We start from the raw sequence: 13,240 nt of genomic DNA, 5'->3' as shown, positions 1-13,240 counted from the left end.
GGTGGCGGCCACCGGCGATAAGGACCCAGTTAGTGCTTGCGGTTGATCACGCGACGTAGCAGCCAGGTAAAGCCCATCGCCATGCTGAACAGAATAAACAGCAGAACCACCCAGCTCAGCGAAATACGCACTAACGCGCTGAACGTCATCAGCGGCTGCAGGTAGACGGTAAAGGATTCGCTTACCGGTTTCCCCATCAGCAGCATGACGCTGTCAACGGCCCAGACGCACACCCGGCAAGCAACCCAGATAATCGCCGGCCAGCACAACAGAACCAAAAAGGTGAAGCGTTCCTGCAGGTAACGGATGAACCGGCGCAAAGGCGACCATTTTAAAAGGATCTTCATTTATATTCTCATCGTGCCGCTCGATAACATTGATGCCACACCCATTAGACTGCGTGGGGGGAGGGGTATCTCAGCGACATCGGGATAGCATTAATACAGATCGTACGCGCTACATTATATCGATATTACAGTGACACGAACTCGATCGAGTTAACAAACTGTTAATGACACTAAAACATTTCCCTGCGAAAGTCCAGTTACAACAGCACGTGTCGTTAAATATAAACCAACTATTTTAACATGCTGATAAATAATGATTAAAATAAAAAATATCAGTCAAATAAATATTTTTAAATATAAATCTGGATTTTTTATTCTGTGTTTTTACGTCATTAATAAGCGCAGAAAATAATATTTTCTATTAATAAATAAAGTGTCATAAAAAGAAGCGGGATATATTCAGCACCGCGAGATATGAAAAGCGATATGTACCGACAACCGCCAAAAACGCAAAAAGCCCGTCGGTGAGGACGGGCTTCTTACTGAACTGATGGCTGGCCGCGGTGCATGAGTCGTCGTATCATCCTGATGCTCCTCCCTCCGGGGCCGGCCTCCGGCGGTTCAACAGCGTTGCCGGCGATGTTGTCCTGCTCCCGGTGAGCGTTTCCCGACAAACAACAGATAAAACAAAAGGCCCAGTCTTTCGACTGAGCCTTTCGCTTTTATTTAATGCCTGGCAGTTCCCTACTCTCACATGGGGAGACCCCACACTACCATCGGCGCTACGGCGTTTCACTTCTGAGTTCGGCATGGGGTCAGGTGGGACCACCGCGCTATCGCCGCCAGGCAAATTCTGTTATCACCCCGCATTCCTGCGCAGTGATTAATCTGTATCAGGCTGAAAATCTTCTCTCTTCGCCAAAACAGCTTCGGCGTTGTAAGGTTAAGCCTCACGGTTCATTAGTATCGGTTAGCTCAACGTATCGCTACGCTTACACACCCGACCTATCAACGTCGTCGTCTTCAACGTTCCTTCAGGACTCTCAAGGAGTCAGGGAGAACTCATCTCGGGGCAAGTTTCGTGCTTAGATGCTTTCAGCACTTATCTTTTCCGCATTTAGCTACCGGGCAATGCCATTGGCATGACAACCCGAACACCAGTGATGCGTCCACTCCGGTCCTCTCGTACTAGGAGCAGCCCCCCTCAATTCTCCAGCGCCCACGGCAGATAGGGACCGAACTGTCTCACGACGTTCTAAACCCAGCTCGCGTACCACTTTAAATGGCGAACAGCCATACCCTTGGGACCTACTTCAGCCCCAGGATGTGATGAGCCGACATCGAGGTGCCAAACACCGCCGTCGATATGAACTCTTGGGCGGTATCAGCCTGTTATCCCCGGAGTACCTTTTATCCGTTGAGCGATGGCCCTTCCATTCAGAACCACCGGATCACTATGACCTGCTTTCGCACCTGCTCGCGCCGTCACGCTCGCAGTCAAGCTAGCTTATGCCATTGCACTAACCTCCTGATGTCCGACCAGGATTAGCTAACCTTCGTGCTCCTCCGTTACTCTTTGGGAGGAGACCGCCCCAGTCAAACTACCCACCAGACACTGTCCGCAACCCGGATCACGGGTCTACGTTAGAACATCAAACATTAAAGGGTGGTATTTCAAGGTTGGCTCCATGCAGACTGGCGTCCACACTTCAAAGCCTCCCACCTATCCTACACATCAAGGCTCAATGTTCAGTGTCAAGCTATAGTAAAGGTTCACGGGGTCTTTCCGTCTTGCCGCGGGTACACTGCATCTTCACAGCGAGTTCAATTTCACTGAGTCTCGGGTGGAGACAGCCTGGCCATCATTACGCCATTCGTGCAGGTCGGAACTTACCCGACAAGGAATTTCGCTACCTTAGGACCGTTATAGTTACGGCCGCCGTTTACCGGGGCTTCGATCAAGAGCTTCTCCTTACGGATAACCCCATCAATTAACCTTCCGGCACCGGGCAGGCGTCACACCGTATACGTCCACTTTCGTGTTTGCACAGTGCTGTGTTTTTAATAAACAGTTGCAGCCAGCTGGTATCTTCGACTGATTTCAGCTCCATGAGCAAGTCACTTCACCTACCATCAGCGTGCCTTCTCCCGAAGTTACGGCACCATTTTGCCTAGTTCCTTCACCCGAGTTCTCTCAAGCGCCTTGGTATTCTCTACCTGACCACCTGTGTCGGTTTGGGGTACGATTCGTTGTTACCTGATGCTTAGAGGCTTTTCCTGGAAGCAGGGCATTTGTTACTTCAGCACCGTAGTGCCTCGTCATCACACCTCAGCGTTAAAAGAAGTCCGGATTTACCTAAACTTCCCGCCTACATGCTTAAACCGGGACAACCGTCGCCCGGCTAACATAGCCTTCTCCGTCCCCCCTTCGCAGTAACACCGAGTACAGGAATATTAACCTGTTTCCCATCGACTACGCCTTTCGGCCTCGCCTTAGGGGTCGACTCACCCTGCCCCGATTAACGTTGGACAGGAACCCTTGGTCTTCCGGCGAGCGGGCTTTTCACCCGCTTTATCGTTACTTATGTCAGCATTCGCACTTCTGATACCTCCAGCAACCCTCACAGGCCACCTTCAACGGCTTACAGAACGCTCCCCTACCCAACAACACATAGTGTCGCTGCCGCAGCTTCGGTGCATGGTTTAGCCCCGTTACATCTTCCGCGCAGGCCGACTCGACCAGTGAGCTATTACGCTTTCTTTAAATGATGGCTGCTTCTAAGCCAACATCCTGGCTGTCTGTGCCTTCCCACATCGTTTCCCACTTAACCATGACTTTGGGACCTTAGCTGGCGGTCTGGGTTGTTTCCCTCTTCACGACGGACGTTAGCACCCGCCGTGTGTCTCCCGTGATAACATTCTTCGGTATTCGTAGTTTGCATCGGGTTGGTAAGTCGGGATGACCCCCTAGCCGAAACAGTGCTCTACCCCCGAAGATGAGTTCACGAGGCGCTACCTAAATAGCTTTCGGGGAGAACCAGCTATCTCCCGGTTTGATTGGCCTTTCACCCCCAGCCACAAGTCATCCGCTAATTTTTCAACATTAGTCGGTTCGGTCCTCCAGTTAGTGTTACCCAACCTTCAACCTGCCCATGGCTAGATCACCGGGTTTCGGGTCTATACCCTGCAACTTAACGCCCAGTTAAGACTCGGTTTCCCTGCGGCTCCCCTATACGGTTAACCTTGCTACAGAATATAAGTCGCTGACCCATTATACAAAAGGTACGCAGTCACCCCATAAAGAGGCTCCCACTGCTTGTACGTACACGATTTCAGGTTCTTTTTCACTCCCCTCGCCGGGGTTCTTTTCGCCTTTCCCTCACGGTACTGGTTCACTATCGGTCAGTCAGGAGTATTTAGCCTTGGAGGATGGTCCCCCCATATTCAGACAGGATACCACGTGTCCCGCCCTACTCTTCGAGTTCACAACGTGTGCATTTTAGTGTACGGGGCTATCACCCTGTACCGCCGGACTTTCCAGACCGTTCCACTAACACACGCGCTGATTCAGACTCTGGGCTCCTCCCCGTTCGCTCGCCGCTACTGGGGGAATCTCGGTTGATTTCTTTTCCTCGGGGTACTTAGATGTTTCAGTTCCCCCGGTTCGCTTCGTTAAGCTATGTATTCACTTAACGATAGTGTGTCGAAACACACTGGGTTTCCCCATTCGGAAATCGCCGGTTATAACGGTTCATATCACCTTACCGACGCTTATCGCAGATTAGCACGTCCTTCATCGCCTCTGACTGCCAGGGCATCCACCGTGTACGCTTAGTCGCTTAACCTCACAACCCGAAACTGTTTCGTAAAACAGTCCGCGTTGCGAAAATTTGAGAGACTCGAACACACCGCTTTTCCTCTCTTATTACGGAGAAAGGAAACAGTGCGTCGTTTCAATTTTCAGCTTGATCCAGATTTTTAAAGAGCAAATATCTCAAACGTGATTCCTGAGAATCAGTTTTGAGATATTAAGGCCGGTGACTTTCACTCACGAACCAGCAAGTGGCGTCCCCTAGGGGATTCGAACCCCTGTTACCGCCGTGAAAGGGCGGTGTCCTGGGCCTCTAGACGAAGGGGACACTGAAGTCTCAATCGCAAGACGCCTTGCTATTTACTTTTCATCAGACAATCTGTGTGGACACTACAAAGGCAGGTTCTTTCAGGTAAGGAGGTGATCCAACCGCAGGTTCCCCTACGGTTACCTTGTTACGACTTCACCCCAGTCATGAATCACAAAGTGGTAAGCGCCCTCCCGAAGGTTAAGCTACCTACTTCTTTTGCAACCCACTCCCATGGTGTGACGGGCGGTGTGTACAAGGCCCGGGAACGTATTCACCGTAGCATTCTGATCTACGATTACTAGCGATTCCGACTTCATGGAGTCGAGTTGCAGACTCCAATCCGGACTACGACATACTTTATGAGGTCCGCTTGCTCTCGCGAGGTCGCTTCTCTTTGTATATGCCATTGTAGCACGTGTGTAGCCCTACTCGTAAGGGCCATGATGACTTGACGTCATCCCCACCTTCCTCCAGTTTATCACTGGCAGTCTCCTTTGAGTTCCCGACCGAATCGCTGGCAACAAAGGATAAGGGTTGCGCTCGTTGCGGGACTTAACCCAACATTTCACAACACGAGCTGACGACAGCCATGCAGCACCTGTCTCAGAGTTCCCGAAGGCACCAAAGCATCTCTGCTAAGTTCTCTGGATGTCAAGAGTAGGTAAGGTTCTTCGCGTTGCATCGAATTAAACCACATGCTCCACCGCTTGTGCGGGCCCCCGTCAATTCATTTGAGTTTTAACCTTGCGGCCGTACTCCCCAGGCGGTCGACTTAACGCGTTAGCTCCGGAAGCCACTCCTCAAGGGAACAACCTCCAAGTCGACATCGTTTACAGCGTGGACTACCAGGGTATCTAATCCTGTTTGCTCCCCACGCTTTCGCACCTGAGCGTCAGTCTTTGTCCAGGGGGCCGCCTTCGCCACCGGTATTCCTCCAGATCTCTACGCATTTCACCGCTACACCTGGAATTCTACCCCCCTCTACAAGACTCAAGCTTGCCAGTTTCAAATGCAGTTCCCAGGTTGAGCCCGGGGATTTCACATCTGACTTAACAAACCGCCTGCGTGCGCTTTACGCCCAGTAATTCCGATTAACGCTTGCACCCTCCGTATTACCGCGGCTGCTGGCACGGAGTTAGCCGGTGCTTCTTCTGCGAGTAACGTCAATCGCCAAGGTTATTAACCTTAACGCCTTCCTCCTCGCTGAAAGTACTTTACAACCCGAAGGCCTTCTTCATACACGCGGCATGGCTGCATCAGGCTTGCGCCCATTGTGCAATATTCCCCACTGCTGCCTCCCGTAGGAGTCTGGACCGTGTCTCAGTTCCAGTGTGGCTGGTCATCCTCTCAGACCAGCTAGGGATCGTCGCCTAGGTGAGCCATTACCCCACCTACTAGCTAATCCCATCTGGGCACATCTGATGGCATGAGGCCCGAAGGTCCCCCACTTTGGTCTTGCGACGTTATGCGGTATTAGCTACCGTTTCCAGTAGTTATCCCCCTCCATCAGGCAGTTTCCCAGACATTACTCACCCGTCCGCCGCTCGTCACCCGAGAGCAAGCTCTCTGTGCTACCGCTCGACTTGCATGTGTTAGGCCTGCCGCCAGCGTTCAATCTGAGCCATGATCAAACTCTTCAATTTAAGTTTGATGCTCGTGAATTAAACTTCGTAATGAATTACGTGTTCACTCAGAGACTTGGTATTCATTTTTCGTCCGAGGACGTTAAGAATCCATGTCACTTTGAGTGCCCACACAGATTGTCTGATAAATTGTTAAAGAGCAGTGCGACGGCGCTGAGCGCTCTGTCGCGAGGTCCCGTATAATACGTTTTCCTCTTTCAGAGTCAACCCTGAATTTCAGAATTTTTTCTCTGCCGACCCGGCTTAATCTGTGAACTCGTTCACATTTGCCGTGTCAGTGGGAGCGCATTATAGGGAGTTTTGTTTGCATGGCAAGCCTTAAAATACAAAAAACTTATCAAACGCTCATTATTTGAACTTTCCCGCATTCTCCCCCGTTGCCGTGAAACGGATAAACCCAGTAACCACGCGGCTTACAGCGGCAACAGGGCCAAATCTCCTGCGGCATAAAAAAGCGCGCGCGATATTCGTCATCGCCATTTTCCCTTCTCTCTTTCTTTAATTTTCTCACCCTGCGCCGTCGTAGATGGCGAATTAAGCGGCTGTATTGACTCATGACAAAGCGCCGCTGGCTAACTCCTTTCTATAATCAGGCCCGTTTCTACATGACTGGTGTGAATCTATGGCTTATCAACTGAACATCAACTGGCCCGAGTTTTTAGAGAAGTACTGGCAAAAGCAGCCGGTGGTATTAAAGAATGCTTTCCCGGACTTCGTCGATCCGATTACGCCGGATGAGCTGGCCGGTCTGGCCATGGAACCTGAAGTCGACAGTCGCCTGGTGAGCCTGGTTAACGATCGTTGGCAGGCCAGCAACGGGCCGTTTGAACATTTTGACGGTCTGGGCGAGAGCGGCTGGTCTCTGCTGGCACAGGCGGTAAACCACTGGCATATGCCGGCTGCCGAGTTGGTACGTCCCTTCCGCGTTCTGCCGGACTGGCGCCTTGACGATCTGATGATCTCCTTCTCCGTCCCCGGCGGCGGCGTTGGCCCGCATATCGACCAGTATGACGTCTTTATTATTCAGGGAATGGGCAGCCGTCGCTGGCGCGTGGGCGACAAGCTGCCAATGCGCCAGTTCTGTCCGCACCCGGCGCTTCTGCATGTCGATCCTTTCCCGCCAATCATTGATGAAGATCTGGCGCCTGGCGATATCCTCTATATCCCGCCTGGATTCCCGCACGATGGCGTTACCCACGAAACCGCGCTGAACTACTCCGTCGGCTTCCGTGGCCCTAATGGTCGCGATCTCATCAGCAGCTTTGCCGATTACGCGCTGGAAAACGATCTCGGCGGCGAGCACTACAGCGATCCGGACCTCACCTGTCGTGAGCATCCCGGCCGCGTGGAAGAGTATGAGCTCGAGCGTTTGCGGTCGATGATGATCGACATGATTAACCAGCCGGAAGACTTTAAGCAGTGGTTCGGCCGCTTTGCGACCACCCCGCGCCATGAGCTGGACATTGCCCCGGCCGAACCGCCGTATACTGAAGAAGACGTTGTGGATGCGCTGACGGGGGGTGAAACGCTATGCCGCCTGAGCGGACTACGGGTTCTGCATATCGGCGACAGCTTCTTTGTCAACAGCGAGCAACTGGAAACAACCGATGCGAATGCGCTGGACGCTCTGTGCCGGTACACCACCGTGGGTCAGGACGAGCTGGGCGATGCGCTACAGAATCCGGCATTTGTGGCGGAACTCGTCCGCCTGATCAATCAGGGCTACTGGTACTTCGAAGAGTAATCCCGCTGCCCCGCACGGGTCTATCCGAAAGCCTGGTTTTGCCAGGCTTTCGCCGTTTACGGCATCTGTTTTGGCAAGGTCAGGATAAAGCGCGTTGAGCGACTATCGGACTCCACCACCACGCTGCCGTGATGCGCGGCGACAATAGACTTCACGATCGCGAGGCCGATGCCGCTTCCCTCACCTTTACGCTGGCGGGAAGGATCGACGCGATAAAAACGGTCGAACAGCCGAGGTAAGTGCTCAGGCGCAATCGGTGTCCCCGGATTTTCCACCACCAGCTTCGCCTGCCCGGCGGTTTCACTGACCTGAATCGTCACCGCCTGCTGCCCCGGCGTGTAACGGATTGCGTTCGACAACAGGTTGCTGATTGCCCGCCGCAGCATCAGCGGGTCGCCGTTCACCCAGCATCCATTTCCCGTAAAACGCAGCGTTACCTCTTTCTCCTCCGCCCAGGCTTCAAAGAAGTCGAACACTTTGTTGACCTCATCGGCCAGGTTCAGGGTTTTCTGCTCGGGGATCAGCTGATTATTGTCCGCCTGCGCCAGAAACAGCATGTCGCTCACCATCCGCGACATCCGCGAAAACTCCTCCAGACTGGAGTACAGCACATCTTCCAGCTCTTTCTGGCTGCGAGTCTGACTGAGGGCGATTTCCGTTTGCGTCACCAGGTTGGTAATCGGCGTGCGGATCTCATGGGCAATATCGGCAGAAAAGTTGGACTGGCGGGTGAAGACATCTTCAATACGTTCCAACATATGGTTAAACGAAATCACCAGCCGTTCCAGCTCCACCGGAACACTCCCGGGATTTAACCGTACGTCGAGATCTTTGGACGTGATGTTTTGAATCTGCCGGCTGACCTGGCGGATCGGTTTGTGGCCTTGATAAACCACGAACAGCACAATAAAGATGATAACAATGCTGATCACCGACGCTGCCGAAATCAGCTTCGCCTTCAGTTGGTTAATATAGTGCAGATGGAAATCAATCGATAACGCCATCAGCAGGTAATAAGCCGGTTTGCCCTCCGCCGATTTGCCGAGCGGCAGCATAATCAGCCGCCAGGCGCTGCTTTGCATCTGATGGTTATCATGCGTCATCGTCCGCGGATGCGGGTCGCTCCAAGAGATCACTCTCCCGTCCTGCAGGCGGGCCACCAGCCCGGGGGTGCTCATGATCTGGCTCAGATCCGGGCCATTCGGCGACTGGAAAAGCGTCTGTCCATTGGCATCATCGAGACAGATAAAGACGTTGGCGTAGCCATCAATGACGTTTTTAACGATGTCCAGGCGCTGGGCCTGCGGATAGTCGCCGTGGTTTAGCACCGTTTCAAGCGTTGTCGCGAGTTGCTTTAAGTCGTGAACATCGCGCTCCTCAAAGTGCGCTTTCACCGAATGGATCATTATCCAGGTAAAGGCAAAGAACGCCACGATAGTGGCCAGGCTGATAAAGAAAGTCAGCCGCGAAGCCAGCGAAAAGGGCCGCGGAAACCACTTACTCAACATCCGGTACCTCAAGCATATAGCCCACGCCACGCACGGTCTGGATAAGCTTCGGTTCAAAGTCATTATCGATTTTGGCCCGCAGCCGTTTGACCGCCACGTCGATGGCATTGGTATCGCTATCAAAGTTCATATCCCAGACCTGGGACGCAATCAGCGAGCGGGGCAGCACTTCTCCCTGGTGGCGCAGAAAGAATTCCAGCAGCGTGAACTCTTTGCTGGTCAGGGTGATACGCGTTCCGCCGCGGGTCACTTTACGGCTCACCAGGTCGACGAACAGATCCGCCGCCTGAAACTGGCTTTCAACCATGGTCGATGCGCCGCGGCGCAGCAAAGTTCTGACTCGCGCCAGCAGCTCGGCAAAGGCAAAGGGCTTCACCAGATAGTCGTCCGCGCCCAGCTCCAGCCCCTTTACCCGATGTTCAACGCTGCCCAGAGCCGTCAGCAGCAGAACGGGCACACCTTTATTGGCGGCGCGCAGCATTCTGACAATATCCCAGCCGTTCACATCAGGCAGCATGATATCGAGAATCAGCAGGTCATAATCGCCGGTCATCGCCAGGTGATAGCCGTTCAGACCGTTATCGGCCAGATCAACGACAAAACCGGACTCCGTCAGCCCTTTAGTCAGGTACTCCCCGGTTTTTTTCTCATCTTCGACGATCAAAATCTTCATGACATGCTCCTTCACGCGCCTTTTGTGCGGGTTTCCAATTTTAGTGGAGCCAAACCGGATAGCAATGAATTCTCAGGAAAATGACAGCTTTGTCATTTGCCTGTCACGCATCGAACAGAGGCCGTTTTGTACAGTACCCGTCATTCATTCGTCGCCGAAAACGTCCTGCCCTATGCGTAAATTAAAGCTCATCATGCTCAGCATGACTTTTGTTCTGACCGGCTGCCTCTCTTTAGCACCGGAGTACCAGCAGCCGGCCTCGCCGGTGCCGCAGCAGTTCTCACTCAGCCATAACAAGCTGGTCACGATGCCGGCAAATTATCAGGAGAGCGGCTGGCGGACGTTTTTCGTTGACCCACAGGTGAAATCACTGATTGGCGAAGCGCTGCTGAACAACCGGGATTTGCGCATGGCGACGCTCAAAGTTCAGGAGGCAAGAGCGCAATATGGCGTCACTGACGCCGATCGCTACCCGCAGCTTGATAGCGCAGCCAGCACCACCTGGAGCGGCAAACTCAAAGGTGACACCACCACCGCCAGCGACTATCAGGCCGGGCTAAACCTCAGCTTTGATCTCGATTTCTTCGGCCGTCTGAAAAACTTAAGCGAGGCGGACAGGCAAAACTATTTCGCCAGCGAGGAAGCCCGCCGGGCGGTCCATATCTTATTAATCTCGAACGTCTCACAGAGCTATTTCAACCAGCGCCTGGCCTGGGCTCAGCTGCAGGTGGCGAAGGAGACATTGCAGAACTACCAGCGTTCCTACGCCTTTGTCGAGAAACAGCTGCTGACCGGCAGCACCAATGTCCTGGCGCTGGAGCAGGCCCGCGGGGTGATCGAAAGTACCCGTGCCGATATTGCCAAACGTGAAGGCGAACTGGCGCAGGCCAACAACGCCCTGCAGCTGCTGCTGGGCAGCTACCAGCATCTGCCTGATGACGCGGCCAGCAGCCTCCTTGATATCAACGGTGTCGCCTTGCCGCCGGCGCTCTCCTCACAGATCCTGCTGCAGCGCCCGGATATTTTAGAAGCCGAGTACGGTTTACGAGCCGCGAACGCCAATATCGGCGCCGCGCGCGCGGCCTTTTTCCCGTCGATAACCTTAACCAGCTCGCTGTCCGGCAGCAGCGCGGATTTGTCCCGCTTGTTTAACCCCGCCAGCGGGATGTGGAATTTCGTCCCCAAAATCGAACTGCCGATTTTTAATGCCGGGCGCAATCAGGCCAACCTCGATTTAGCAGAAATCCGCCAGCAGCAGTCGGTGGTGAATTATGAGCAAAAAATTCAGGCCGCCTTCAAAGAGGTCGCCGATGCGCTGGCCCTGCGCCAGAGCCTGGCTGACCAAATCAGCGCTCAGCAACGCTACCTCGCTTCGCTGCAGACGACCCAGCAGCGTGCCAGAGCGCTCTATCAGCACGGCGCGGTGAGCTATATCGAAGTGCTGGATGCCGAGCGTTCGCTGTTCACCACGCAACAAACCCTGCTGGACCTCAACTACGCCCGTCAGGTCAACGAAATCAAGCTATTCACCGCCCTCGGTGGCGGCTGGGTGGAATAAATCCTCATTTACTTTCAGGAGCATGCATGATGAATCACCTTACTAAAACCCTCATTTTCGGCCTTCTTTCTACGGTGATGTTCGGCGCGCAGGCCAGCGAACATCAGCATGGCGAAATGATGAACCCCGCGCCCGCCGCGCAACAAACGCCGGCTATCAGTGCCACCGGTGAGGTTAAATCCATTGATATGGAAAGCAAAAAGGTCACCATCGCCCATGATGCGATTCCGGCGGTGAACTGGCCGCCGATGACCATGCGTTTCACCTTTACCCCGCAAACGCCGCTCAACGACATTAAAGCCGGCAGCAAAGTGGCCTTTACCTTTATTCAGCAGGGCAATCTGTCCTTATTACAGGATATCCATCTCGCACAGTAACGCCCACGGAGATAGTTTCCCAATAACACCGGAATGGACACAAATATGGCCTCGTTAACCCTCAAAAACAGCGCGCTGATTATCGGCAGTATGCTTATTGGCGGCATGATCTCCGCAAGCCTGTACGCCTGGTTCTCACCCCCAACCGCCGCGAACAGCGCGGCAGCGACCGATACAAAAGAGGCCCGTAAAGTGCTGTTCTGGTATGACCCGATGTACCCTAATACGCGCTTTGATAAACCGGGAAAATCCCCGTTTATGGATATGGACCTGGTGGCAAAGTATGCCGACGAAGGGGGAGCCACCCCTTCCACACCCGGCGTGCGTATCGATCCCACGCAGACCCAAAATCTGGGGCTGAAAACCGAACCCGTTCGCCGTGGCCCGCTGCATTTCGAGCAGCTGCTGCCGGCGAGCGTCAGTTTTAACGAATACCAGTTTGTGATTGTGCAGGCGCGCTCGGCGGGATTTATCGAGAAGGTCTATCCCCTGACCGTCGGCGATAAAATTCGCCAGGGCACGCCGCTGGTCGATCTGACCATTCCGGACTGGGTCGAAGCCCAGAGCGAATATCTGCTGCTGCGGGATACCGGCGGAACCGCCACCCAGGTGGAGGGGATCCTCGAGCGTCTGCGCCTCGCCGGCATGCCGGAAGAGGATATTCGCCGCTTAAAAGCGACGCGCAAAATTCAGACCCGCTTCACCCTCAAAGCGCCGATCGATGGCGTCATTACCGCCTTTGATTTACGCAGCGGGATGAACATCACCAAAGATAACGTGGTGGCGAAAATTCAGGGAATGGATCCGGTGTGGATAAGCGCCGCGGTGCCGGAATCTATTGCCTGGCTGCTTAAAGAGAGCTCGCAGTTTACGATTTCCGTTCCGGCCTGGCCGGGGAAAACCTTTACCATCAGCAAATGGACGATTTTGCCCAGCGCAGATGCCACGACCCGCACGCTACAGCTACGCCTGCAGGTGGATAACCCCGATGAGATGCTCAAACCGGGAATGAACGCCTGGCTCCGGCTGAACACCCAAAGCCAGCCGATGCTATTGATCCCCTCAAAAGCCCTGATCGATACCGGCACGGAGCAGCGGGTGATCACGGTTGACAACGACGGGCGTTTTATCCCGAAACGTATCGACGTGTTCCAGCAATCCGGCGGCCTCACGGCGGTCAGCGCCGGCCTCAGCGAAGGCGAAAAGGTGGTCTCCAGCGGCCTGTTCCTGATCGATTCGGAAGCCAATATTTCCGGCGCTCTGGACAGGATGCGCGCGCAGACGCCTGCCGCGCTGCCGACACCCGCGGCGCACGCCCACTAAGGAGAT

7 protein-coding genes, 1 tRNA gene and 3 rRNA genes are annotated in these 13,240 nt (G+C 53.9%); 4 read left to right on the top strand and 7 right to left on the bottom strand.

What is annotated here, in order from left to right:
• Nucleotides 1-29: 29 nt before the first annotated feature.
• The 5 genes from MC50_RS11515 to MC50_RS11495 form a co-directional block, all read right to left on the bottom strand.
• Entirely contained in the window at nucleotides 30-347 is a 318-nt protein-coding gene (locus MC50_RS11515; protein ID WP_032689658.1) for a hypothetical protein, read from the bottom strand.
• A gap of 671 nt (nucleotides 348-1,018) precedes the next feature.
• Nucleotides 1,019-1,134, bottom strand: a 5S ribosomal RNA gene (rrf, locus tag MC50_RS11510).
• A gap of 92 nt (nucleotides 1,135-1,226) precedes the next feature.
• Nucleotides 1,227-4,132: ribosomal RNA gene (locus tag MC50_RS11505) — 23S ribosomal RNA — on the bottom strand.
• A gap of 218 nt (nucleotides 4,133-4,350) precedes the next feature.
• Nucleotides 4,351-4,426 (bottom strand) — tRNA-Glu (locus MC50_RS11500).
• 85 nt (nucleotides 4,427-4,511) lie between these two features.
• Nucleotides 4,512-6,051, bottom strand: a 16S ribosomal RNA gene (locus MC50_RS11495).
• The 16S, 23S and 5S rRNA genes sit together here with 1 tRNA gene alongside, the layout of an rRNA operon.
• Nucleotides 6,052-6,673: 622 nt before the next feature.
• Here MC50_RS11495 and MC50_RS11485 point away from each other — a divergent pair.
• Complete coding sequence (locus MC50_RS11485) at nucleotides 6,674-7,795, top strand: ribosomal protein uL16 3-hydroxylase (protein ID WP_032689662.1); 1,122 nt, start codon at nucleotides 6,674-6,676, stop codon at nucleotides 7,793-7,795.
• Between the two features lie 56 nt (nucleotides 7,796-7,851).
• On the opposite strand, the gene MC50_RS11480 is transcribed toward MC50_RS11485, so the two are convergent.
• The gene (locus tag MC50_RS11480) at nucleotides 7,852-9,303 is read right to left on the bottom strand and encodes a Cu(+)/Ag(+) sensor histidine kinase (protein ID WP_032697971.1); all 1,452 of its coding nucleotides are present in this window, start codon (nucleotides 9,301-9,303) and stop codon (nucleotides 7,852-7,854) included.
• A complete protein-coding gene (locus MC50_RS11475; protein WP_032689664.1) occupies nucleotides 9,293-9,976 on the bottom strand; it encodes a copper/silver response regulator transcription factor in 684 nt (227 codons plus the stop codon). The genes MC50_RS11480 and MC50_RS11475 overlap by 11 nt, the downstream gene beginning before the upstream one ends.
• A gap of 172 nt (nucleotides 9,977-10,148) precedes the next feature.
• On the opposite strand from MC50_RS11475, the gene MC50_RS11470 reads away from it, so the two are divergent.
• The 3 genes from MC50_RS11470 to MC50_RS11460 are packed head-to-tail and all read left to right on the top strand — an operon-like array spanning nucleotide 10,149 to nucleotide 13,234.
• On the top strand, nucleotides 10,149-11,534 hold the full coding sequence (locus MC50_RS11470) for an efflux transporter outer membrane subunit (protein ID WP_047663931.1): 1,386 nt from the start codon (nucleotides 10,149-10,151) through the stop codon (nucleotides 11,532-11,534).
• 29 nt (nucleotides 11,535-11,563) lie between these two features.
• The gene (gene cusF / locus MC50_RS11465; protein WP_032698007.1) at nucleotides 11,564-11,911 is read left to right on the top strand and encodes a cation efflux system protein CusF; all 348 of its coding nucleotides are present in this window, start codon (nucleotides 11,564-11,566) and stop codon (nucleotides 11,909-11,911) included.
• Nucleotides 11,912-11,956: 45 nt separating this feature from the next.
• Complete coding sequence (locus tag MC50_RS11460; protein ID WP_047663929.1) at nucleotides 11,957-13,234, top strand: efflux RND transporter periplasmic adaptor subunit; 1,278 nt, start codon at nucleotides 11,957-11,959, stop codon at nucleotides 13,232-13,234.
• Nucleotides 13,235-13,240 lie beyond the last annotated feature (6 nt).

This window comes from Klebsiella planticola (assembly GCF_000783935.2).
GTDB lineage: Bacteria > Pseudomonadota > Gammaproteobacteria > Enterobacterales > Enterobacteriaceae > Klebsiella > Klebsiella planticola.
This window is presented reverse-complemented; position numbering and strand designations above follow the sequence as displayed.